Below are 20,704 nucleotides of genomic sequence, written 5' to 3' on the forward strand. Positions count from 1 at the left end.
CGCTTCAACCTCGCTAGGTGCCGGATAACGGCTTTGTGTTGCCGGTTTGAACGGTGCCGGTCTGGATCGTATCGACCAGCTCGGCCTCGACGATGTAGCGCATCGGGCCGCGCTCGGTGGCGCCGAAGGGCCAGCAGGTGGTCAGCACCAGATGGCGGCCGTTTGCCGCCGCATCGATGCCGCTTTCGTCCCACCGCGCGACGCGGGCGTCGGTGGTCTTGAAGGTCAGCACGGTGCCGTCACGGCGCTTGATTTCGATGTCGTCGCCGGGTTTGACGTCTTTCAGCCAGCGGAAGTGGGTGTCCCTGTGGGCGGCGATCACCGATGTGCCTTCGTCGCCCGGCTGCGGCGTGTTGCTGAGCCAGGCCGGGCCGAAGGCCAGCGCTTCGCCGGATGCGCCCGACAGCACGATCGCCGTCTTGCCGAGACGCGGGGCGCTGACTTCGGCTTCGGTGGTGAAATCGGCCCAGGGCCACGGCTTGGCATCTTCGCCCCGCAGCTCCGCGGCGAAGGCGCGCTTCAGGAGAACCTGCGAAAGCTCCGCCTTGCCCTTCAGATAAAAGCCGCTACTCACCAGTGCGACACCATAGAGACCAAGACCGAGAATGCCGACGGCGACGATCTTTTCCATCGGCGAGAGTCGGGAGAAAAAGCTCCTGCGCGGCTGCTCCACGTCAAATGCGGTAGCGGCCGCATTCGCCATCATCATTTCCAGATAGCTCGGAAGGGGCGCGAATTCGCCCGTTTCCTCGTTCCAGCTGCCTCTCTGCATATTCGCCATCAGTGGCCCCCCGAGATGACGAGGCCGCGCAAGCGGCGGCGCCAGATGGCAAAGCCACCGGCAGCGGCGAGTGCCGCCAACAGCATGGTCAGGCCCTGCATGATCTGCTGGTCGGCGAGCGTTGCCGTCTGCGGCAGCTTTACCGAGGCGGAACGCTGAGCGATCAGATTGGCGGCTGCCGGGGTCGGAGCGGCGGCCATCTGGTTGGCGAGGGCGGCGAACTCCATCTGCGGCTTGGCCATGGCGTGATCCGGTCCGCTGCCTGATGGGGCAGGGGCCGCGGGTTCGCCCATCACCTTGTCGAAATCCCAGCCATCAGGCAGGTTCAGCGGCAGCTTGGTCGAGGTAGCCGGCTGGCCATCTGGGCGTGACGGCGTGACGTCGATGGCAACGAGGCTGGTGACGCGGGAGACGAGATGATGCGCCATGGCGATCGTCTCGACATCCTTGTCGAGCGCGGCCGGATCCTGGCGCTCATAGGCGCGGGCTTCGAGATCATCGATCTTGCGGCGGGCCCAGAGCTTGGAGAGGCCCTTGCCATCGGCCGCATTGGCGATGTCCATCTCGACGCGCCAGGGCTGGGCGCCGGTCTTGCCGGTGATCTGCAGTTTGCCTGCAGGCTTGCCGTTCGGGAGTTCAGCAGTGAGGACGACCGGCTCGCCGGCATAGAGATCGGGCATCGGGTTCGGGGTGATGTCGCTTGCCTGCGTGCCTTCGAAGGTGGCGGCGATATCGGTCATCGCAGGGTTCTGCAGCTTGGCGAAGAGCTCGCCCATCCGCGTCGCCACCTGATCGGTGGAGCCGATATGGGTGAAAGTGCCGCGGCCAAGCTCGGCGGCCTTGGTCATGAAATAGGAGTTCGGGGCCGAGCCGATGCCGACGGTGAAGACGCGGGCATCGCTGCGGTTGTTGGTGATCTCCATGAATAGCTGCTGCTCGTTGCCGATCGCGCCATCCGTCAGGAAGACAACTTGGCGGAGCGCGCCATTGGTGACCGAGCCTTGATTGCGCAACGCGTCTTCGAGCGCGGGCAGCATCTCGGTGCCGCCGTCGGCGGTCAGGCCGCGGACATAGGCGATCGCCTTTTCGCGGTTGTCGGGCGTGGCGCCGACGAGGCCGCCGAAATAATCGGTCATCGTGTCGTCGAAGCGGATGACGTTGAAACGGTCGTCGGCGCCAAGCTTGGAGATCGCCAGCGCCAAGCTTTCCTTCGCTTGAGCGATCGACTCGCCGGACATCGAGCCGGAATTGTCGATGACGAAGATGACTTCGCGCTTCAAAGGTGCAGCCGATGCATCCGGCGTTGCGGGCGGGGTGACGAAGGCAAGCAGATAGGTCTTGCCATCCAGCACTTCGCGGAACAGGCCGGCGCTCGGCGTCTTGCCCGGTGCTGCCTTCCAGGTGAGCTCGAAATCCTTGTCGGCGGGTACGGACTCGCCCTTCAGGCTGATGACGCGGTTCTGGTCGCCGTCCTGCTTGATATCGACATCGTGGAAGGCGGATTTGACGTCGCCGAGCGGGAAGCCGGCTTTCAGGTTCACGGTCAGCGCGACGGGGTTGATCTTGGCATTCTCGCGCGGATCGAGCACCGGTGCCTCGATCTTGTCGCGGTTCGGAACCGGGTCATTCGGCACGGCGAAGCCAGCGCCATTGTTGAACTCGACGGTCTGGACGATGGGAGCCGGGTTGTAGCGGGGCGCGACGACCATCGGGAAGCGCAGCGAGAATTCGCCGCCGGACTGGTGGACGGCCTGCTGATACTCGATCTGAACGACGATGGTTTCGCCGGGGCCGATATTGGCGACCTGGTTGGTGAAGATGTTCGGGCGCTGCTGCTCCAGAAGCGCTGCCTTCTTGCCCTCGGCTTTCGCCTGCTCGTAGATCTCGCGGGCTTCCTGGCGCGGCTTGATCTGGCCCTCGATGAAGCGGTCGCCGATCTGCATCTTCAACTCATCGACGGCGGAATTTTCCGGCAGCGGGAAGACATAGGTGCCCTCGACCCATCCCTTGCTGGGATTCTGGAAGCGCTGGGTGACCTTGACGCGGGCGACCGGGCCGGAGACGTCCATCTCGACATCGGTCTTCAGCCGCGGCGCCTCGATGAAGAAGCCCGGATCCTTCGATGGAAAGAGCAGCGAGCCGCTGTTGACGTCGTTCGGGCGAACGAGGCCGGCCAATTGCGCCGCCTTCGGTGCAGCGGCTTCTTCGGCGCGGGCAACGGACACAAGCCCTGCCGTCATCATGATCGATGCAAAAAATGCGGTGAACGCAATCAGGAATGAAATGGCCACACGGCGGACGCGGAGCCGCTCTGTCGCAAACTCGTCTTCCAGAAACATTGGCATACCCTCAATAACCAACTTCGGATGTGCAAGATTGAGGCTCCGATCCCGGCGGGCTCACGACGGAATTGCGGCATGCCGCGGCATTTGTTGCGGCTTATTTGCGGCAAAGGCCCGAAACGGGGAAGTTTCTGTTTTTAAGGGGTAAATCCCGATGGCCTCAGAGATTGATTCAATAGCTTCGCGAACAGATTCAACCGGGCGTCACAAACGATCGCTCAGGGTGCGGCAATCGATCAATAAGAATCATCGGCGTCATCGCGCCTTTGCGCTTGAAATGGCTGCGCACATTGGACATAGACCTTAGCGCAGAACTCCGGTCCCGGTCTTCTGCTCGTTTCAACCGTATAGGACCGATATCATGGCCTTTCTTGCCGATGCTCTTTCCCGTGTGAAGCCTTCAGCCACCATCGCCGTCGCTCAGAAAGCGCGCGAGCTGAAAGCCAAAGGACGCGACGTGATCGGGCTTGGCGCCGGTGAACCGGATTTCGATACGCCTGATAATATCAAGGACGCGGCGATCGACGCCATCAAGCGCGGCGAGACGAAGTACACGCCGATCTCCGGTATCCCGGAGCTGCGCAAGGCGATTGCCGCGAAGTTCAAGCGCGAGAACAATCTCGACTACACTTGGGAGCAGACGATCGTCGGCACCGGCGGCAAGCACATTCTCTTCAACGCCTTCATGGCGACGCTGAATGCCGGCGACGAGGTCGTCATCCCGACGCCTTACTGGGTTTCCTATCCTGAGATCGTGGCACTTTGCGGCGGCACGCCTGTCTTCGTCGCGACGACCCAGGAGAACAACTTCAAGCTCCAGGCCGCCGATCTCGAAAAGGCGATCACGCCGAAGACCAAGTGGTTCATGTTCAACTCGCCGTCCAACCCGTCGGGCGCCGCCTATACCCATGACGAACTGAAGGCGCTGACCGACGTTCTCGTCAAGCATCCGCATGTCTGGGTTCTGACCGACGACATGTACGAGCACCTGACCTATGGCGACTTCAAGTTCGCGACGCCTGTCGAAGTCGAGCCGAAGCTCTACGACCGGACGCTGACGATGAACGGCGTCTCCAAGGCCTATGCCATGACTGGCTGGCGCATCGGCTACGCAGCCGGCCCGCTGCAGCTGATCAAGGCGATGGACATGATCCAGGGCCAGCAGACCTCCGGCACGACCTCGATCGCCCAGTGGGCTGCCGTCGAAGCACTGAACGGCCCGCAGGACTTCATCCCGGCCAACAAGAAGATTTTCGAAGGACGCCGCGATCTGGTCGTCTCGATGCTGAACCAGGCCAAGGGCATTTCCTGCCCGGTTCCGGAAGGCGCGTTCTATGTCTATCCGTCCTGCAAGGGACTGATCGGCAAGACCGCACCCTCGGGCAAGGTCATCCAGAACGACGAAGACTTCGTCACCGAACTGCTGGAATCCGAAGGCGTAGCCGTCGTCCACGGCTCGGCCTTCGGCCTCGGCCCGAACTTCCGTATCTCCTATGCGACCTCGGAAGACCTGCTGGAAGAAGCTTGCCGGCGCATCCAGCGCTTCTGCGGCGCTTGCAAGTAAGCGACGTCAATAATCGGAACGACAGAAGCCCGCCGGAGACGGCGGGCTTTTTGTTTGGGCAGGCGGCTGTGGAGATCGGCCGGCGCATGTGTTAGTTTTTCGCTCATGGATAGAAGAAAAGCGCTCGAAAGCTTGAAGGAGCATTCCGATGCCGTTCGCGGCATGGGCGCGACGGGCCTTTATCTTTTCGGATCGGTGGCCCGCGATGAGCCGACTCCCGATAGCGATCTCGATATTTTCATCGACCATGAAGCCGGCTTGCATTTCTCGCTTCTCGATCTGGTCGCCATCAAGCAGTTTCTTGAGGACAAGCTCGACGTGGAAGTCGATGTCACAACCCGCGACAGCCTGCATCCGATGCTGAAGGCTGATATCGAGCAGAACGCCATCCGGGTCTTTTGATGGCGCGGAGGGCTCGCATTGACCCGACTGCAAGGCTGAACGATCTGATTTGACGATGCAGCCGCTGTAGCTAAAGTAGGCTCATGAAAACTGTATCGATAAGCGACGCCAAGAAACGGCTAACCGAACTTGCCCGCGAGGTGGAGCAGGGCGAAACGGTCGTTGTTACTCGCTACGGACGTCCGGTTTTTGATCTTGTGCCGCATAAGTCTCGCGGCGGTATCAACCTTGCCGCAGGACAAGCGTATCTGGAATCGCGCGGCATAAAGAACGCTGTCGGCTTTATCGCCGATGACTTCGACAATCCCTTGCCTGAAGACTTTCTGCTCCGGCCCCTGCCGTGACTTGATCTAAAGCCCCAGAGCCGTCAGCATCAGGAACGTTGCGAACAGGATGAAATGCGTCATGCCCTCGATGGCGTTGGTTTCGCCGTCGTTGAGGTTGATGGCGGCGGCGATCAGGGTGATGGCGACCATCACGGTCTGGACGGGCGTCATCGCCATGACGAAGGGCTGGCCGGTGTAGAGCGCGATGGCTTCCATCACCGGGACGGTCAGGATCACCGTCGAGAGCGAGGCGCCCATGGCGATGTTGACGGTTGCCTGCATGCGGTTTTTCAGCGCCGCACGAAGGGCAGTGAGGATTTCGGGGGCGGCGGAGATGGCGGCGACGACGATGGCGGTCAGGGCGATCGGAGCGCCGGTGTCGCGCAGGCCTTCGGTCATGAAGGCCGACATGAATTCGGCAAGACCGCCAATGATGACGACGCCGACCAAAATGGTGATGATCGAGGCGGATGCCGGTTCGTCAGCATGTTCCTTGTCTGCGGATCCTGCCTTCCGCTCGACGCGAGGGTAGCTGTAGCTGAAGAAATAGCTGTGCTGGCCGACCTGCATGCGCAGGAAGAGGCCGTAGAGGGCGATCATCGCGACGATGGTGAAGGCCGAGTAATAGTGCCATTTGGCTTCCGGCACGAATTCCGGGACGATCATCGAGATGCCGATGGCCGTCAGGATCATCACGCCATAGGTCTTGCCGGAGTTGTCGTTATAGGGCTGCTCGCCATGCTTCAGACCGCCGAGCAGGGCAGCGAGGCCGAGGATGCCGTTGATGTCGAGCATCAGCGCCGAATAGATCGTGTCGCGCACCAGCGTCGGCGAGCTTTCGCCGGACATCATGATGGCGAGGATGATGACTTCGACCATCACCGCCGACAGCGTCAGGATCATCGTGCCATAGGGGTCGCCGACCTTGACGGCGAGGATTTCGGCATGGTGTGCCACCCGGATCGAGGCGAGAACTATGGTGCCGACAAGGGCTGCTGCGGCGATCAGCGCGGCACCGCGGCCCATCGCCATGACGCTATGTTCGAGCCCGTAGCCGGCGATGGCGGCAAGGAACGCGACAATCAGAAATTTCTCGTCCCGCAATCGTGAAATCAGTGTCACGCCTGGCTCCGGATTTGATTCATGCGATCAATCTAAGCCGATGATTTCTTTAATCAAGATGGCGCTTCGAGGGTGCAGTTTGCGCTAATGCGAATTTAATGGAATACTGCCTCATCGGTTTGCCGGACACAATCGCGGCGTGCCCTCGTCTTCTTTTGCCACCGCGACCGGCCGGATCACTCCCGGAAGTTTTTCGTCGCGCCCACGAGAAAAAGGAGAGGTGCATGGTCAAGGTGGTTTATGAGGTTGTCCCGCATGACGGAGGCTGGGCCTACAGGCTCGGTGGCGTCTATTCCGAGGCCTTTCCGTCGCATGCCGAGGCGCTCGAAGCGGCCCGTATCGTTGCTGCAGAACAGCAGGTCGGCGGCGATTCCGCCGAGATCAGCTGGCAGGACGACAAGGGCAAGTGGCACGAGGAATATGCCGAGGGCGGAGACCGTCCTGAAACCGAAGTGGTGGATGGCCTGCTTGCCGGCCGCCGCGGGGCGGAAGCCTCTCCCGGCGTCTGAGACACCGGAAAGCCGTCGTTCGATCGTGCGCCGTCAGGCGCGCGTGCTTACGCAATTGTCCAGATAGATCTTCAACCCTTCGACAAGGGCATCAAATGCGGCGCGGCAGCGCGGCGACGTCTTCAGGTTCTCGTGCATCGCCACCCAGGTGCCGATATGCATGTCCATGATGCCAGGAAGGACGCGCACGAGGTTCGGGTCGGCGTCACCGAGACCGGTCTGGCACATGCCGATGCCGCAGCCACTTCTGATAGCGGCGAGTTGCGCGAGGTAGCTATCGGTGCGGAACGCAAAAGCAATACCGCCTGCCACGGGAAAGCGCTGCACCATCGTCCGCACATAGGCCGTTTGCCGGTCGAAGCCGATCAGCCGATGATTGCCGATATCGTCAAGCGTTTCGGGTGTTCCGTGACGCGCCAGATAGGCGCGGTGCGCGTAGCAGGCAATTGGGATGTCGCCGATGCGCCTGACGACAAGGGCATCCTGCTGCGGCTCCATCATCCTCACGGCGATGTCGGCCTCGCGGTTCAGCAGGTCCTCGACGTCATCAGATGCGGACAGCTCGATCTCGAGCGCCGGGTGGCGGTCCTGCAGGGATGCAAGGATCGGCGGGAGCACCTCGACGGCAATCACCTCGCTGGCGCTGATGCGCACCGTTCCCTCGATCCGGTCACGATGACCGGATGCAGCCCGCAATAGCGCCGACGAGCTTGACGCCATGGTTTCGGCGAAGGGCGCCAAGGCGCGGGCGGCCTCGGTCGGCAGCAATCCGCTCTGGGACCGGGTAAACAGCTGTGTGCCGACAGCCTGCTCCAGCGCGTCGATATGGCGGCCGACGGTCGGCTGTGTCAGGCCGAGTTCGCGGGCGGCAGCCGAGAGCGATCCGTGGCGGAGCACGGTTAGAAAGGTGCGGTAGAAATCCCAGCTTGGCTCTTCAATCATAAATTTATGTATAGATGATGCATTTATTTCGTCAATTTCGTTTATTTGTGATCTGCGGGACAATCATCTCCATCAAAGGAGATCGATATGACTGAAGATCGGAAGATTGCGCTCGTGCTTGGTGCGACAGGCGGCATCGGTGGCTCGGTGGCGCGGAACCTCGCTGGACGCGGATGGCATATTCGTGCGCTTAATCGCGATGTCGCGAAGGCTTCCAGAAGCCAGCCGGTATTCGAGTGGGTACAGGGCGATGCGATGAATGCGGCTGATGTTGCCGCGGCAGCCGATGGCGCCAGCGTCATCGTCCACGGCGTCAATCCGCCCGGCTATCGCGATTGGGAAAGGCTGGTGCTGCCGATGCTCGGCAATACGATTGCCGCAGCGCGGGCCGTTGGCGCGCGGATCGTGCTGCCGGGAACGGTCTATAATTTCGGCCCGGACGCCTTTCCCATCCTGCGGGAAGATAGCCCGCAAAACCCCGTCACCCGCAAGGGCGCGATCCGTGCCGAGATGGAGCGGCGGCTGAAGCGTGCGGCAAGCGAGGGGACCGGCGTCATCATTGTCCGCGCCGGCGATTTCTTCGGTCCGGGTGCGACCGGCAACAGCTGGTTTTCGCAGATCGTCGCGCCCGGAAAGCCGGTGAAGACCCTGAAGAACCCGTCGCCCAAAGGCATCGGCCACCAATGGGCCTATCTTCCGGATGTCGCCGAAACGATGGCCGAGCTTATCGAACGGGCATCCTCGCTGCCTGATTTCGCCGTCTATCACATGGAGGGTTTCTGGGACCGCGACGGCAGGCAGATGGCCGAGGCGATCCGCCGCGTCTCCGGCGGGCGGGCGAAGATCGGCGCCTTTCCGTGGTGGATCGTGCCGCTTGCCGCACCCTTCGTCACCGTCATGCGGGAGGTCAAGGAGATGCGCTATCTCTGGAAGGAGCCGATCCGGATGTCGAACGAGAAGCTTGTCGCAGAGCTTGGGCGTGAGCCGCAGACGCCTGTTGACGACGCCGTGCGGGCCTCATTGATGGCGCTCGGCTGCCTGCCGAGGCCGGTGGGATTGCTGAGCGATAGCCGTGCGGCGGTGCTGCGCTAGCCGAGTTCGGCGATGGCAATGCGGGCAATGGTGAGCTGTAGCTCGGCACTCTCCGTCGAGCCGTCGCCCAGGAACCAGGCAGCGGAAAGACCGGAATAGGCGGCGATCCATTGCAGCAGGCGGCGTGGATCGATGCCGGTCTCTTCGGCGACGATGGGCAACTGGCGCTGCAGCCGGCCGGGTGTGGCAATGATCTCCAGATCCTCGTTGGCGAAGGTGTTGGCGAAATCGAAGCCGCGTTCGCCGTAAAGACCTTTCGGGTCGATGGCGAGCCAGCCGTCATCGCCGAAATCGAGGATATTGCTGTGATGGATATCGCCGTGGAGGACTGCTTCGCCCTGCGGCGCTGCCAGCAATTCGCGGGCGATCTGGTCGCAATCGGCGAGCGTTCCGCCATGGCGGGTGGCGGCGGGTGCAAGCTCGCGAAACCATCGCTCGAGCGGTATCAATGCGGGCAGGGGCTTTGCCCGCGGCGCATGCAGCCTGTTGGCGGTGCGGCACATGATGCGGGTCGCCTCGTCGTCGCTGCCCTGTCGCGCCATGGTCAGCAGCGAGCGGGTGCTGAGTGAGCGCTCCATGAGGACGGCATGTGCGTCATGCGCATAGACTTTGGCCGCGCCGTCGCCATCCCACCAATCGAGCACCGCCCCGCCGGCACGCTCGGCCTCGTCGTCGGACATTTTCAGCATCGCCGGTTTACCGCGCCAGAGCACCGGCAGGAGATTGCTGCAATGGGTGGTGATCGGCGGGCCGTCCGGGGTGAGCGCCCAGCGGGAAAGGTAGGGTTCGAACATGAGGGTGAAGGTAGTGGGCCGGGACCTGCGTTTGAAGAGTTCCGGCGTATTTCAACGGCGTCATGCTCGGGCTTGTCCCGAGCATCTGCAACGGCTGATGCAGGGAGTCATTAGATCCTCGGCACAAGGCCGAGGATGACGTCATCCCCCCGATGCTACAAAAAGAAATCCCGCCACGAGGGCGGGATCTCCAACCGTCTTCTGCAGGCTTAGGCGACCTTGTCGGCCAGCGGATAGTCGATATAGCCCTTCTGGCCGCCGCCATAGAAGGTGGCCTGATCCGGGGCGTTCAGCGGCAGGTTCTTTTCCAGGCGCTTCACCAGATCGGGGTTGGCGATGAAAGGCTTGCCGAAGGCGACGAGGTCGGCGCGGCCGCTGTCGACTGCGTCGATCGCCGTTGCGCGGTCGTAGCCGTTGTTGACCATCCAGTCGGCCTTGCCGCCGGCCTTTTCATAGGCCTGGCACAGCGCCTTGTAGTCGAAGGACGGGTTGTCGCCCTGCTTGTAGTCGCGCTCGCCGCCGGTCTGGCCCTCGACGATGTGGATATAGGCAAGGTCATATTTCGCCAGGCCTTCGACCACGTGGGTGAACAGCGCCTGCGGGTCGGAATCGTAGCTGTCGTTGGACGGCGTGACCGGCGACAGGCGGATCGCGGTGCGGCCTGCACCGATTTCCCTGGTCACGGCGTCGACCACTTCGAAGGTCAGTTTGGTGCGGTTCTCGATCGAGCCGCCATACTGGTCGGTGCGGTCGTTGATGCCGTCGCGCATGAACTGGTCGAGCAGGTAGCCGTTGGCGCCATGGATTTCGACGCCGTCGAAGCCGGCATCGATCGCTGCGCGTGCGGCCTTGCGGTAATCCTCGATGATGCCGGGGATTTCAGAGGTTTCCAGCGCGCGCGGCTCGGACGTCTCGGCAAAGGAACCAGTGCCGTCGGCATTGACGAGATAGGTCTTGCCCTTGGCGGCGCGGTTTGTGGAGGAAACCGGCTTGCCGCCGTTTGGCTGCAGCGTGGTGTGCGAGATACGGCCGACATGCCACATCTGCACGACGATCTTGCCGCCTTCAGCATGAACGGCATCGGTGACACGCTTCCAGCCGTCGAGCGCTTCCTTGGTGTAGAGGCCGGGCACGTCGGCATATCCCTGGCCCTGATGGGTGATCGGGGTTGCTTCGGTGATGATTAGGCCGGCGGTGGCGCGCTGGCGGTAATATTCGACATTCAGGTCGTTCGGAACGGCACCCGGCGAGCGGTTGCGCGTCAGCGGCGCCATGACGATGCGGTTCTTGACGGCGATATCGCCAACCTGCGTCGGTTCAAAAAGCTTGGTCATAAAGGTATTTCCTTTTCTGGCGGGAGATCACTCGGCCGGGGCGGGGGCTGTCTTGCCCTTGGCGGAGAGATAGGTGAGTGCCGTGGCGCCGAGGCCGATAAAGGCCATCAGCGCTGCGGCCAGGGGAACGCGGGTCAGCTCGAAGCCACTCTCGATCACCATGCCGCCGGCCCAGGCACCGAGCGCATTGCCGGTGTTGAAGGCGCCGATATTGATGGTCGAGACGAGGTTCGGGGCATCCTTGCCGAAGCTGACGACACCGACCTGCAGGGCAGGGACGGCGGCAAAGGTGGCGATCGCCCAGACGAGCAGGGTGATTTCGGCCGGGATGAAGAAGCGGCTGGTATAGCTGAAGACGATTGAGGTGACGGCGATTGCGGCGAAGACACCGGCAAGCGTTACGCCGAGCTTCCAGTCGGCGAGCTTGCCGCCCAGCAGATTGCCGACGGTGAGACCGAGACCGATCAGGAACAGCGTCCAGGTGACGCCCTTCGGCGACAGGCCGGTGACGTCGCGCAGCAGCGGGGCGATATAGGTGAAGAGCGCGAACATCGAGGCCGAGAAGAACACGGTGGTCGACAGCGCCAGCCACAGGCGGCCGTTGCGCAGCGCCGAGATTTCGGCAAGCAGGCTGCCCTGCGTTTCGTTCTTGTCCTTCGGCAGGATGGCGATCAGGCCGAGGATGGTGACGATGCCGACGACGGTGACCACGGCAAAGGTGGAGCGCCAGCCATAGGCCTGGCCGATGGCGGTACCGATCGGCACGCCAAGCACGTTTGCCAGCGTCAGGCCGGTGAACATCAGCGCCACGGCGCGTGCCTTGCGGTCTTCGCTGACGAGGCCGGCGGCGACGACAGAGCCGATACCGAAGAAGGCGCCGTGGCAGAGCGCGGTGACGACGCGTGCGAACATCAGAACCCAATAGTTCGGGGCGATGGCGCAGAGCAGATTGCCGGCGATGAAGATTGCCATCAGCGCGATCAGCGCCGTGCGCCGCTTCAATTTGGCGGTTGAGACGGCCATCAGCGGCGCGCCGACGGCAACAGCCAGCGCATAGCCGGTGACGAGCCAGCCTGCCTGGGGAATGTTGACGGAGAGATCGGCTGCGACCTCCGGCAACAGGCCCATGATAACGAATTCCGTGGTGCCGATCGCAAAAGAGCTCAGGGCAAGGACGAGGAGGGCGAGGGGCATGATCAGAGATCCCGCGAGAGTTGCTTAAGGAAGTCGGCGATCGTTTCTTCGTTTCGCTTGTAGAAGATCCACTGGCCGACCCTGCGGGTGGTCACCAGGCCGGCACGATGCAGGGTGCCGAGATGCGAGGAGACGGTGGATTGCGACAGGCCGCAGCGTTCGAACTGGCTGGCGCATACGCCCATTTCCAGCGGATGCTCCTGAGAGGTGAAATGCGCCTCGGGATTTTTCAGCCAGTTGAGGATTTCCATCCGTGTCGGATGAGAAAGCGCCTTGAGGATTTCGTCCTTGTCCATCGTTCCGTGCCGATCCGTAAATCGAAATTTCTCGATATATGGATCGACGGTCTACGATATGCAAGTCACGACGGTGTGAGCTATTGCGAGATATTTTTCTGATTAAATTTTAAGCAAAAAAAGAGGGCCACCGGAAAGCCGGGGCCCTTTAAAGGTGTGAAGGTCAATAAACCTCCAGAGGGGAACAGCTAATGCGGTGGCACTGGGAGAGAACCACGAAATGCATCAGCTATCTGCGATATGGTGGTTTATTGGGCAGGTTGCAATGCACTTTTGTGCATGCCTGCTATGCGCTGCACAAAATATGCTGCGATGCAGCGAATTTTGGGCAAAAAAAGAGGGCCACCGAAAGCTCGGGGCCCTTTTAAGGTGTGAAGGTCAAAAACCTCCAGAGGGGAACAGCTAATGCGGCGGAACTGGGAGGAAAAGCCGCCATGTGCATCAGCTATGTGCGATATGGTGTTTAAATGGGCAAACGGCAACCCCCTTTTGTGCATGTCAGTCATGCGTGAGTTGCATAGTCGGCAATTTATTCCAGGAAACGCCGCCTAGAAGTTCCAGTTTCTGGCCTTGGTGACGATGAAATCGCGAAAAGCCTTGAGCTTCGCGGCGTTCTTGATTTCATCAGGATAGCAGAAATAGGTGTCGAAGGACGGTACGTCCGCATTGATCGCCAGCTGGATCAGGCCGGGGTCGCGGCCGACAATATAATCCGGCATGCAGGCAACGCCCATGCCGAGCAGGCAGGCGCGCTTGATCGAAGTCTGGCTGTTGATCTGCAAATGCGGAATGCGCTTGTTGTCCGACGAGCGGCCGGCGATCTCCAGCCAGTTGACGTCGAGCAGATAATTCGGTGCCGGTTCGCCGAAGGTGATGATGCGGTGGTTGTCGAGATCCTCCACCGTCTGCGGCTCGCCGTAGCGGTTGATGTAGGAGGGGGCCGCATAGACGTGCATATGCACAGTAAACAGCTTGCGCTGGATGAGGTCCGACTGCTGTGGCTGGCGCAGGCGAATGGCGCAATCGGCGTGACGCATGTTCACGTCGACTTCCTCATTGTCGAGGATCAGCTGGATCTGAACATCCGGATAGAGCTGCATGAACTCCTGGATCTTGTCCGTCAGCCAGCCCTGGCCGAGCCCGACAGTCGTCGTGACGCGCAGCTTGCCGGACGGCGTTTCCGTCGTTTCGGTAAGCTGCATCTTCACGGTTTCGAGCTTCAGCAGCACGTCATGCGCGGTGCGATACAGAAGCTCGCCCTGTTCCGTCAGGATCAGGCCGCGCGCGTGGCGGTGAAACAGCTTGGTGCCGACATCCTGCTCCAGCGCGCTGACCTGGCGGCTGATGGCGGATTGAGACAGATGCAGTTTATCGGCCGCATGCGTGAACGAACCCGCTTCGGCAGCTGCGTGAAAAATCCGCAGCTTGTCCCAATCCAATGGCATTCCCCCACCCCTCATAGCCATGCTTACTCCGCGGCCACGGCGACGGGCATGTGGCCCGTCAGATATCGCTCGGCCTCGAGCGCGGCCATGCAGCCGAGACCGGCGGCGGTGATCGCCTGCCGGAAGGTATCATCCGTCACGTCGCCGGCAGCATAGACACCTTCTACGCTGGTTGCGGTGGAATCAGGAGCGGTCCAGAGATAGCCGTTGTCCTTGAGCTTCAGCTTGCCCTTGAAGAGTTCGGTGGCCGGCGCGTGGCCGATCGCCACGAAGACGCCGTCGATGACGGTATCGGAGATTACGCCGGTGCGCGTATCGCGCAGCCTGACGCCCGAAACCGACGGCGGCATCGGCGGCTTGGCCGGGGTGCCGGTGATTTCGGCGATCTCGGTATTCCAGAGAATCTTGACGTTTTCCTTGGCGAACAGGCGCTCCTGCAGGATTTTTTCCGAGCGGAAGCTGTCGCGGCGGTGCACGACCGTGACCGACTTGGCGATGTTCGAGAGATAAAGCGCTTCCTCGACGGCGCTGTTGCCGCCGCCAACGACGATGACGTCCTTGTTGCGGTAGAAGAAACCATCGCAGGTGGCGCAGGCCGACACGCCAAAGCCCTGGAAATGCTGCTCGCTCTCGATGCCGAGCCACTTGGCCTTGGCGCCGGTGGCGATGATCAGCGTATCGGCGGTCCAGACCTGGCCGCTGTCGGTGCGGGCGACGAAGGGGCGCTGGTTCATCTCGACTTCGGTCACGAGGTCGTTGACGATTTCGGCGCCGACATGCTTGGCCTGCTGCAGCATCTGCTCCATCAGCCACGGGCCCTGGATCGGATCGGCAAAGCCCGGATAATTCTCGACGTCGGTCGTGATCATCAGCTGGCCGCCTTGCTCCATGCCTGCGATCAGCACCGGCTTCAGCATCGCGCGCGCCGCATAGACGGCAGCCGTATAGCCGGCAGGGCCGGAGCCGATGATGAGCACCTTCGTGTGGCGGGCGGACATGTCTGAATTCCTTTCGACTGGCGGGGACGCTGCGGCTAGAGAGCGAATGAGGCCGTTTCGCGTTCCTCGCTCATTTATGAACGTCCAGTGCTTTTATTCAAGGGCAGCCTTGCATTACCAACAAGGCATTGCGATCTGCTGTGCAAGAATCCACCGCGGCGGCGAAACATTCTTGCCTATTACGGCACTTTATATAGAAGCTGGCGCGACCGAATTAAAGAAAGGCTGAGGCTCTGTGCGTGCCGAACTCGATGTCATCGACATAAAGATTCTGAGAGAGCTGCAGGCGGACGGCCGCATGACCAATGTCGAGCTCGCCGACCGGGTCGGCATCTCGGCGCCGCCCTGCCTTCGCCGCGTACGCAAGCTCGAGGAAGCCGGCATCATCGAGGGCTACCACGCGATGCTGAACAGCCCGAAACTCGGCTTCGATCTCGTCGCCTTCTGCATGGTCGGCCTGAAGCACCAGTCCGAAGCCAACCTGAAAGCCTTCGCCGCCGCCACCTCCAACTGGCCGCTGGTCCGCCAGGCCTGGATGGTCTCCGGTGACAGCGACTTCCTGCTGCATTGCGTCGCGGAGAATTTGACGCGGTTTCAGGACTTCGTCATCGAGGTGCTGACGGCGAATGAACATGTCGATACGGTCAGGACGATGCTGACGATCCGGCAGGTGAAGCGGTTGGGGCTGGTTGAGGTTTGAGGGGCAGGCTATGCTCACTGCCGAAAATACGCTGCTTTGCATCTTCTCCTACAATATGGGGCAGACCTTGGAGCGGTGTATCTTGTCCACGATCAAGATGTGCCCGGGCTTCGATCTGGCGATCATCGATGATCAGAGCGAGGACGAAGAGACGAGGGCGGTCATCGACAGGCATCGCGGTTCGTTCCGGTATTGCCTGACATCGGAAGGTGCCAAAGAAGGGCGCCGCCACGGTCACTTATACAACAACATTCAAAGAATGTGCGAGCTGGCAGGCGCGCAGGGCTACGAGTATATCTTCCTGATCCAGGACGACATGCAGTTCGTGCGGCCGATGGATGAGGCTATTTGCCAGCAATATTACGATCTGTTCAACAGCGATAAAATGGTTCTGCAGGTCGATCCCCGGTTCCTGCGGAAGGGATACGAATATGAAATATTGGAGCCGCAGCGCGCTTACGCGTTTCCTGCAGGCGACCCGCGCCGTTCCTATGCTGACGTAGGCATCATCCGGCTATCTGTGCTGAATTCGCTCAAGTGGGAATTTCGCGACAGCGAAGCCGACAACAAGAAAATGTTGAGCCGTTTGGGATGCGTCCGGTTGTTTCCCTTCACCCCGATCATGATGCATGTACCGTTTCCGGTCTCATATCGCGGCGGCAAGAAGAAGCGTTCGCTTCTGCCGTTTTGCCGGGGGACCTACGAGTTTCATGAGCTTTCGCAGCGTCAAAAGCGTGCGATGGATGAGCGGGATCTGTCTGACATCCCTTATTTTAGAAAGTTTCTGCGACCGAAGAACATGTATCTGGCCCGGCTCGTCTATGCGCTGGTGACCGATGCATCAGCGCTTAGATGATCGGGGCGCGTCTGTGAGCAGAGGAACCTTGCAGCGGCTGACCAATCGCTTCAGCGCTAAACTGGAGAAGAGGCGAGGCCGCGTGGTCGGAAAGTTTCGCCGGCTGTTTGGCCTGACCTATGTGTCGCCGTTGAGCGAGGCCGATATGTTCGAAGCCCTCCGGTTCAAGTCCGTCGCCTTGGTGGGGAATGCGCGTAGCCTGTCTGAGAGTGATTTCGGCGCGTCGATCGATAGCCACGACCTCGTCATTCGCTGCAATCAGGCGCCTATGCCTGACAAGCGTTCTCACGGGGCAAGAACAGACTGGATTGCGACGAGCATAGAACTCGATCGCCAGATCATGGCGCAAAAGGGAGCCAGCCACCTGTTGTGGATGTCGCCGCCACGCAACGCGCTACCGGGCTGGATATTGAAATGGCCGAATTTTTTCCTTTACCCGCCTGCGAGCCACAAGGCACTCTGCGCTAAAGTTGGCAATAGGCCGACGACAGGACTGATGCTGATCGATCTGCTCGAACGTTCGCCATGCCTGGCGGTGTCGCTCTATGGCTTTGATTTCTACCGGAGCCTTTCATTGTCCAACGAGCATAACAGCCGCGAGACACCGCACGACTACGGCACAGAGGAAAGCTACGTCAGGAAGCTTTTGGCTTCCGATCACCGATTCTCGCTGAATATCAATGCTTGAAGATTGAGGGCGCAGGCGGCGCAATTTCGTCAGCGGGGATCGTTAGCCAGAGCCCGAATGCGGTCGAAAAGTCTGGAAGCATCGATGCTGGCCCGGTGGAGCGCACCGGCGATCGTTTTTTCTTCTTCCGATGTGTAGGCAAACTCCTCCGGCTTTTTCAGACGCTCCTGAAGCTGGCCGATTTCGGTCAGGCGGCTGTCATCTAGGCCAAGGTCTTTGAGCAGGGCTTTTGTCTTCCAGGAGTTGGATTCCAGAGCCAGGAAGGGCGTGCCTGACAGAATGCAGAGGCAGACGGCATGAAAGCGACCTGTCACATGCAGGTAGCCATGCTGAAGCGCATTGATGAAACCGGCTTCGTCCTTGTTGAACCAGACATTGCGCCTCCGCAGTCTGAAAGCTTCCGCATGGAGGCGAATGTAGGCCTCGCGTAACATTTTCAGCGGTGCTGGGAAATGTGGTTTGCTGGCCTTGATGGTCTTGAGGATTGGCAGCAAACGCGCGTCAGGGCGGGATGCAGCCAGATCAAGCAGGGCTTTCGATACCTCTCGAGACACTGAGTCTCCAACAAGAAGCATATCGCGCGCAACTGTGGCATTGGGGCTGATGGGGCCGCTGCAAAGCGAGAGGTCCGGCAGGAAGTCGATTTTTCGGCCAGCGGCAGCGGATGCGGCCTCGGCGCTCCAGGAATCACGGGTCGATATCAAATCTATGCGCTCAAGATATTGGGCCCATTCCGGTGGGTTTTCCTGGTAGAGCGCATTGATCAGGGCGACCGGCTTTTGGCCGCGCGCCGGATGGGTGGCTATCCGCAGCAAGCGTTCACCGGCACGAGCTCCATGATGCAGCGTGCCCTCGCCGTTGATGATGATGAGATCGCATTCAGCTATGGCACGCAAAAGCGGCTTGTCGTGTTCCCAGTCGTTGCGGACAATGCTCCGCGCGGCAATGTTGATTCTGCGACTGACGAGATTGTCTTCGATGGTTCGCATCACACGGAAACAGCCAAAATGATTGTCGCCGCGCGTATCGTTCAAAATGACTGCATTTATTGACAATTCGGTGCCTTCCCAGGTCGCCATCCATTGAACTATCGATGCTTTTAAAGCGTTTACCCTCTCGCAGAATACCTATCAACTTTTGCATGCTTGACGTCCGCCGGTACGTTTGCGATTTCCTGTTCAAGTGGCAGAAGTAAATGGTGGGCAAGGAAGGCCTTATTGTGCTGGGATCCGAACGGCCGTGGCGCCGGTCCATCTTTAGAATTCTTATGTACGTTCTGTGGGGTCGAAGCGGAGCGCATACTCAGGACTGGCTGCCCGGTCTCTCTTTGACCATTCCACAGCAGCCATTTGAGACAGGAACGATCGTCTATCGCGGGAATAGCATTTCGCCCTTGTTGCACCCCGCTGTCTTGAAGAACTCTGCAAGTCAGGAAATTTTCATCATCGGCTCGGGCCCTTCTCTGCGGTCGAACGATTTGTCCCTTATTGGTCCGCGCACGGCTATCCTGCTGAACGGGGCGATCAGCCTATTGACGGAAGGGATCGATGCGCCCCTCGCTATCGCTATAGAGGATGAGCGCTTTGTCTGGAGGCATTTCCAGCTTATGGCCGAAAAGATTGGGGGGGGGAGTACCTGCCTGTTTTCGACGGCGGTTATCCGCGCCATATGCGAAATCAATGACGATTGGCTTGCTGACAAGACCGTGATCCTGATCGACAACATTCGCAAACCTTACCGCGGCAAGCGGCGGGAATATTCTCAGTTGGCTGACCTGGACTTCGTTCGGGTCCATGCCGACGAGGCCGGATTTTCATCCGATCCATCCAAAGGGGTCTTTCAAGGTGGTTCGGTGGCGATTAGCGCATTTCAGTTTGCCGCTTACTGCAAGCCGGCGGCCATCGGTTTCTTTGGCGTCGATATTTCCAATGCGAACGGGCCGCGCTTCTACGAGAGAATTGGTAGCATCGCGAAGTCAGGAATAGCGCATGCGAAACGGCGTATTCTCGCCCACGTCGTGCTTGGGGTCGGCGTCTGTATCGCTCAAGGGACCGAAGTACTGAATTTCTCGCCAATTTCCGCACTGTCTGAATGCGGATTGCCGTATGATTCACGCTATGCTTGGGCTTCCGCGCAGAAGGATGATTTGGCCGTGGAACATAGTGAATGATGCATATCGTTCGCGAATTCAGACGCTAAGCTGTGCTTCAGGCGGTCTGCCGCGCCGATTCAAGTTTTTCAAGCGCGGCCAGTAATTTGCGTCAAACGGAGCGGTAGACGGCGGCGATGCGCTTGGCTTCCATGTCGATCTGGAAATCTTCAAGAACGTGGGAAAGCCCTTTTTGGGCCAGCATTTCGCGCAGCGGCACATCGTCCATGTAGAGCGCTGCCGCGCTTGCCATCGCCTCGAGGCTGTCGCGTGCAATCATGGCCTCCGGGCCATCGCCGCTATTCACCAGCAGCTCCGGAAACGCCCCTACATCCGTGGCGATGACAGGCACGCCCGATGCCATTGCTTCCAGCGGCGTCAGACCAAAGCCTTCCCAGCGCTGGGGGGCGATGAAGAGGTCGAGGGCGCGGTACCAGTTGTTGATATCGGTGTGCTCGCCGACGAAATGGATGCGGTCCGCAAGGCCTGCTGCGGTGACGCGGGTTTTCAGGCTGTTTTCGAAATCGATATGCTTGGCGGTGGCGCGGCCGGCGATGATGGCGATCCAGTCCGGGCGATCCGGGAGGAGGCGGATCATCGTGTCGATGAAGAGGTCGGTGCCCTTCTGATGGCGAACGCGGCCGAAGCAGCCAGCAATCTTCTTCGTGGGGTCGAGGCCGACGGCTGCCTTTGCCGCCGCCTTGTCAGCAGGCGGAGAGAAGCGGGCAGTGTCGATGCCGTGAAGGATGACGGTGTTCGCGACTTCAAGATAGGCCGAGGTCTTGCCGCTGGTGGCGATCACCGCGTCCATCTTCGAGATCAGCCATTTGGTCCAGCCGGTATGCTTGCGCTGAGAGGCGGAGGTGAAGACGATCTTCAGCTTCATGCGCAAGAGATCGCGCATAATGATCGCTGGCAGCATCTCGACATTGCGCCGCGCGTGCCAGACGCGATGTTTCCTGCCTGCCGGCGGCGTCCAGAGGTGAATGAGGTCGCGGAAGCGGACATGCGGCAGGCTTGCGGGCAGGCCGGGGCCGAGGGCGACGATCTTCTGGCCGAGCGCCCGCTGCACGGGAATCAACTGGATGATCGTCGACGTGACGCCGGAGAGGCGCCGCTTGAAGTTCGGCGCGATGATCTCGACGTCACGGATATCGATGATGGCGGGAT

21 protein-coding genes are annotated in these 20,704 nt (G+C 60.5%); 9 read left to right on the plus strand and 12 right to left on the minus strand.

What is annotated here, in order from left to right; genetic code table 11:
- Positions 1-13 precede the first annotated feature (13 nt).
- Together AC1DJO_RS00940 and AC1DJO_RS00945 are read right to left on the minus strand one after the other, a co-directional pair.
- Positions 14-781, minus strand: a complete 768-nt coding sequence (locus tag AC1DJO_RS00940) for a class GN sortase (protein WP_477968486.1) — start codon at positions 779-781, stop codon at positions 14-16.
- A complete protein-coding gene (locus AC1DJO_RS00945) occupies positions 781-3,120 on the minus strand; it encodes a marine proteobacterial sortase target protein (RefSeq protein WP_477968488.1) in 2,340 nt (779 codons plus the stop codon). The genes AC1DJO_RS00940 and AC1DJO_RS00945 overlap by 1 nt, the downstream gene beginning before the upstream one ends.
- A 364-nt stretch (positions 3,121-3,484) precedes the next feature.
- Between AC1DJO_RS00945 and AC1DJO_RS00950 the strand changes: the two genes are divergently transcribed.
- The 3 genes from AC1DJO_RS00950 (at position 3,485) to AC1DJO_RS00960 (ending at position 5,433) form a co-directional block, all read left to right on the plus strand.
- The gene (locus tag AC1DJO_RS00950; RefSeq protein WP_477949190.1) at positions 3,485-4,687 is read left to right on the plus strand and encodes a pyridoxal phosphate-dependent aminotransferase; all 1,203 of its coding nucleotides are present in this window, start codon (positions 3,485-3,487) and stop codon (positions 4,685-4,687) included.
- A gap of 105 nt (positions 4,688-4,792) precedes the next feature.
- Positions 4,793-5,089, plus strand: a complete 297-nt coding sequence (locus AC1DJO_RS00955) for a nucleotidyltransferase family protein (protein ID WP_112537846.1) — start codon at positions 4,793-4,795, stop codon at positions 5,087-5,089.
- Positions 5,090-5,172: 83 nt separating this feature from the next.
- Positions 5,173-5,433 (plus strand): type II toxin-antitoxin system Phd/YefM family antitoxin, encoded by a 261-nt coding sequence (locus AC1DJO_RS00960; RefSeq protein WP_442207815.1) that lies wholly within the window; start codon positions 5,173-5,175, stop codon positions 5,431-5,433.
- Positions 5,434-5,439: 6 nt separating this feature from the next.
- Here the strand turns inward: AC1DJO_RS00960 and AC1DJO_RS00965 are convergent, their stop codons facing one another.
- Positions 5,440-6,537: a calcium:cation antiporter gene (locus AC1DJO_RS00965; RefSeq protein WP_112537844.1), complete on the minus strand. Its 1,098-nt coding sequence runs from the start codon at positions 6,535-6,537 to the stop codon at positions 5,440-5,442.
- A gap of 224 nt (positions 6,538-6,761) precedes the next feature.
- Here AC1DJO_RS00965 and AC1DJO_RS00970 point away from each other — a divergent pair, with 224 nt between their 5' ends.
- Positions 6,762-7,046, plus strand: coding sequence for a DUF2188 domain-containing protein (locus AC1DJO_RS00970; RefSeq protein WP_112515770.1), 285 nt, complete (start codon positions 6,762-6,764; stop codon positions 7,044-7,046).
- 33 nt (positions 7,047-7,079) lie between these two features.
- Here AC1DJO_RS00970 and AC1DJO_RS00975 read toward each other — a convergent pair whose 3' ends face one another.
- A complete protein-coding gene (locus tag AC1DJO_RS00975) occupies positions 7,080-7,988 on the minus strand; it encodes a LysR family transcriptional regulator (RefSeq protein WP_477968491.1) in 909 nt (302 codons plus the stop codon).
- Between the two features lie 87 nt (positions 7,989-8,075).
- Here AC1DJO_RS00975 and AC1DJO_RS00980 point away from each other — a divergent pair, with 87 nt between their 5' ends.
- Complete coding sequence (locus tag AC1DJO_RS00980; RefSeq protein WP_477968493.1) at positions 8,076-9,080, plus strand: NAD(P)H-binding protein; 1,005 nt, start codon at positions 8,076-8,078, stop codon at positions 9,078-9,080.
- Here the strand turns inward: AC1DJO_RS00980 and AC1DJO_RS00985 are convergent.
- From AC1DJO_RS00985 to trxB, 6 genes are all read right to left on the minus strand, one after another.
- Complete coding sequence (locus AC1DJO_RS00985) at positions 9,077-9,874, minus strand: aminoglycoside phosphotransferase family protein (protein ID WP_477968495.1); 798 nt, start codon at positions 9,872-9,874, stop codon at positions 9,077-9,079. The two genes, AC1DJO_RS00980 and AC1DJO_RS00985, sit on opposite strands and share 4 nt — an antisense overlap.
- Before the next feature lie 209 nt (positions 9,875-10,083).
- Complete coding sequence (locus tag AC1DJO_RS00990; protein ID WP_477968497.1) at positions 10,084-11,208, minus strand: alkene reductase; 1,125 nt, start codon at positions 11,206-11,208, stop codon at positions 10,084-10,086.
- Positions 11,209-11,235: 27 nt separating this feature from the next.
- Complete coding sequence (locus AC1DJO_RS00995) at positions 11,236-12,402, minus strand: MFS transporter (RefSeq protein WP_112515775.1); 1,167 nt, start codon at positions 12,400-12,402, stop codon at positions 11,236-11,238.
- A gap of 2 nt (positions 12,403-12,404) precedes the next feature.
- The gene (locus tag AC1DJO_RS01000) at positions 12,405-12,698 is read right to left on the minus strand and encodes an ArsR/SmtB family transcription factor (RefSeq protein ID WP_477940252.1); all 294 of its coding nucleotides are present in this window, start codon (positions 12,696-12,698) and stop codon (positions 12,405-12,407) included.
- A 548-nt stretch (positions 12,699-13,246) separates the two neighbouring features.
- Positions 13,247-14,143, minus strand: coding sequence for a LysR family transcriptional regulator VtlR (locus tag AC1DJO_RS01005; RefSeq protein ID WP_112386304.1), 897 nt, complete (start codon positions 14,141-14,143; stop codon positions 13,247-13,249).
- A gap of 23 nt (positions 14,144-14,166) precedes the next feature.
- Entirely contained in the window at positions 14,167-15,141 is a 975-nt protein-coding gene (gene trxB / locus AC1DJO_RS01010; RefSeq protein ID WP_477968499.1) for a thioredoxin-disulfide reductase, read from the minus strand.
- Between the two features lie 235 nt (positions 15,142-15,376).
- On the opposite strand from trxB, the gene AC1DJO_RS01015 reads away from it, so the two are divergent.
- The 3 genes from AC1DJO_RS01015 to AC1DJO_RS01025 are packed head-to-tail and all read left to right on the plus strand — an operon-like array spanning position 15,377 to position 17,385.
- Entirely contained in the window at positions 15,377-15,841 is a 465-nt protein-coding gene (locus AC1DJO_RS01015) for an Lrp/AsnC family transcriptional regulator (protein ID WP_112386306.1), read from the plus strand.
- 10 nt (positions 15,842-15,851) lie between these two features.
- Positions 15,852-16,697, plus strand: a complete 846-nt coding sequence (locus AC1DJO_RS01020; protein ID WP_477968501.1) for a hypothetical protein — start codon at positions 15,852-15,854, stop codon at positions 16,695-16,697.
- 28 nt (positions 16,698-16,725) lie between these two features.
- Positions 16,726-17,385, plus strand: a complete 660-nt coding sequence (locus AC1DJO_RS01025; RefSeq protein ID WP_477968503.1) for a glycosyltransferase family 29 protein — start codon at positions 16,726-16,728, stop codon at positions 17,383-17,385.
- 29 nt (positions 17,386-17,414) lie between these two features.
- Here the strand turns inward: AC1DJO_RS01025 and AC1DJO_RS01030 are convergent, their stop codons facing one another.
- Positions 17,415-18,464, minus strand: coding sequence for a polysaccharide pyruvyl transferase family protein (locus AC1DJO_RS01030; RefSeq protein WP_477968505.1), 1,050 nt, complete (start codon positions 18,462-18,464; stop codon positions 17,415-17,417).
- Between the two features lie 116 nt (positions 18,465-18,580).
- On the opposite strand from AC1DJO_RS01030, the gene AC1DJO_RS01035 reads away from it, so the two are divergent.
- Positions 18,581-19,555 carry a glycosyl transferase gene (locus AC1DJO_RS01035; RefSeq protein WP_477968507.1) on the plus strand — a complete coding sequence of 325 codons (975 nt, stop codon included), beginning with the start codon at positions 18,581-18,583 and terminating at the stop codon, positions 19,553-19,555.
- A 91-nt stretch (positions 19,556-19,646) separates the two neighbouring features.
- Here the strand turns inward: AC1DJO_RS01035 and AC1DJO_RS01040 are convergent, their stop codons facing one another.
- Positions 19,647-20,696 (minus strand): glycosyltransferase family 4 protein, encoded by a 1,050-nt coding sequence (locus tag AC1DJO_RS01040; RefSeq protein WP_477969203.1) that lies wholly within the window; start codon positions 20,694-20,696, stop codon positions 19,647-19,649.
- Between the last annotated feature and the right edge of the window lie 8 nt (positions 20,697-20,704).

This window comes from Rhizobium sp. 05N430 (genome assembly GCF_056396985.1).

Excerpts from the sequence above, each read along its gene's own strand:
- trxB (WP_477968499.1), bottom strand. The coding sequence starts at position 15,141 with ATGTCCGCCCGCCACACGAAGGTGCTCATCATCGGCTCCGGCCCTGCC.
- AC1DJO_RS00995 (WP_112515775.1), bottom strand. The coding sequence starts at position 12,402 with ATGCCCCTCGCCCTCCTCGTCCTTGCCCTGAGCTCTTTTGCGATCGGC.
- AC1DJO_RS01000 (WP_477940252.1), bottom strand. The coding sequence starts at position 12,698 with ATGGACAAGGACGAAATCCTCAAGGCGCTTTCTCATCCGACACGGATG.
- AC1DJO_RS01020 (WP_477968501.1), top strand. The coding sequence starts at position 15,852 with ATGCTCACTGCCGAAAATACGCTGCTTTGCATCTTCTCCTACAATATG.
- AC1DJO_RS01030 (WP_477968505.1), bottom strand. The coding sequence starts at position 18,464 with ATGGCGACCTGGGAAGGCACCGAATTGTCAATAAATGCAGTCATTTTG.
- AC1DJO_RS01005 (WP_112386304.1), bottom strand. The coding sequence starts at position 14,143 with ATGCCATTGGATTGGGACAAGCTGCGGATTTTTCACGCAGCTGCCGAA.
- AC1DJO_RS00975 (WP_477968491.1), bottom strand. The coding sequence starts at position 7,988 with ATGATTGAAGAGCCAAGCTGGGATTTCTACCGCACCTTTCTAACCGTG.
- AC1DJO_RS00945 (WP_477968488.1), bottom strand. The coding sequence starts at position 3,120 with ATGTTTCTGGAAGACGAGTTTGCGACAGAGCGGCTCCGCGTCCGCCGT.
- AC1DJO_RS00980 (WP_477968493.1), top strand. The coding sequence starts at position 8,076 with ATGACTGAAGATCGGAAGATTGCGCTCGTGCTTGGTGCGACAGGCGGC.
- AC1DJO_RS00955 (WP_112537846.1), top strand. The coding sequence starts at position 4,793 with ATGGATAGAAGAAAAGCGCTCGAAAGCTTGAAGGAGCATTCCGATGCC.
- AC1DJO_RS00970 (WP_112515770.1), top strand. The coding sequence starts at position 6,762 with ATGGTCAAGGTGGTTTATGAGGTTGTCCCGCATGACGGAGGCTGGGCC.
- AC1DJO_RS00960 (WP_442207815.1), top strand. The coding sequence starts at position 5,173 with ATGAAAACTGTATCGATAAGCGACGCCAAGAAACGGCTAACCGAACTT.
- AC1DJO_RS01035 (WP_477968507.1), top strand. The coding sequence starts at position 18,581 with ATGGTGGGCAAGGAAGGCCTTATTGTGCTGGGATCCGAACGGCCGTGG.
- AC1DJO_RS00985 (WP_477968495.1), bottom strand. The coding sequence starts at position 9,874 with ATGTTCGAACCCTACCTTTCCCGCTGGGCGCTCACCCCGGACGGCCCG.
- AC1DJO_RS00950 (WP_477949190.1), top strand. The coding sequence starts at position 3,485 with ATGGCCTTTCTTGCCGATGCTCTTTCCCGTGTGAAGCCTTCAGCCACC.
- AC1DJO_RS00940 (WP_477968486.1), bottom strand. The coding sequence starts at position 781 with ATGGCGAATATGCAGAGAGGCAGCTGGAACGAGGAAACGGGCGAATTC.
- AC1DJO_RS00990 (WP_477968497.1), bottom strand. The coding sequence starts at position 11,208 with ATGACCAAGCTTTTTGAACCGACGCAGGTTGGCGATATCGCCGTCAAG.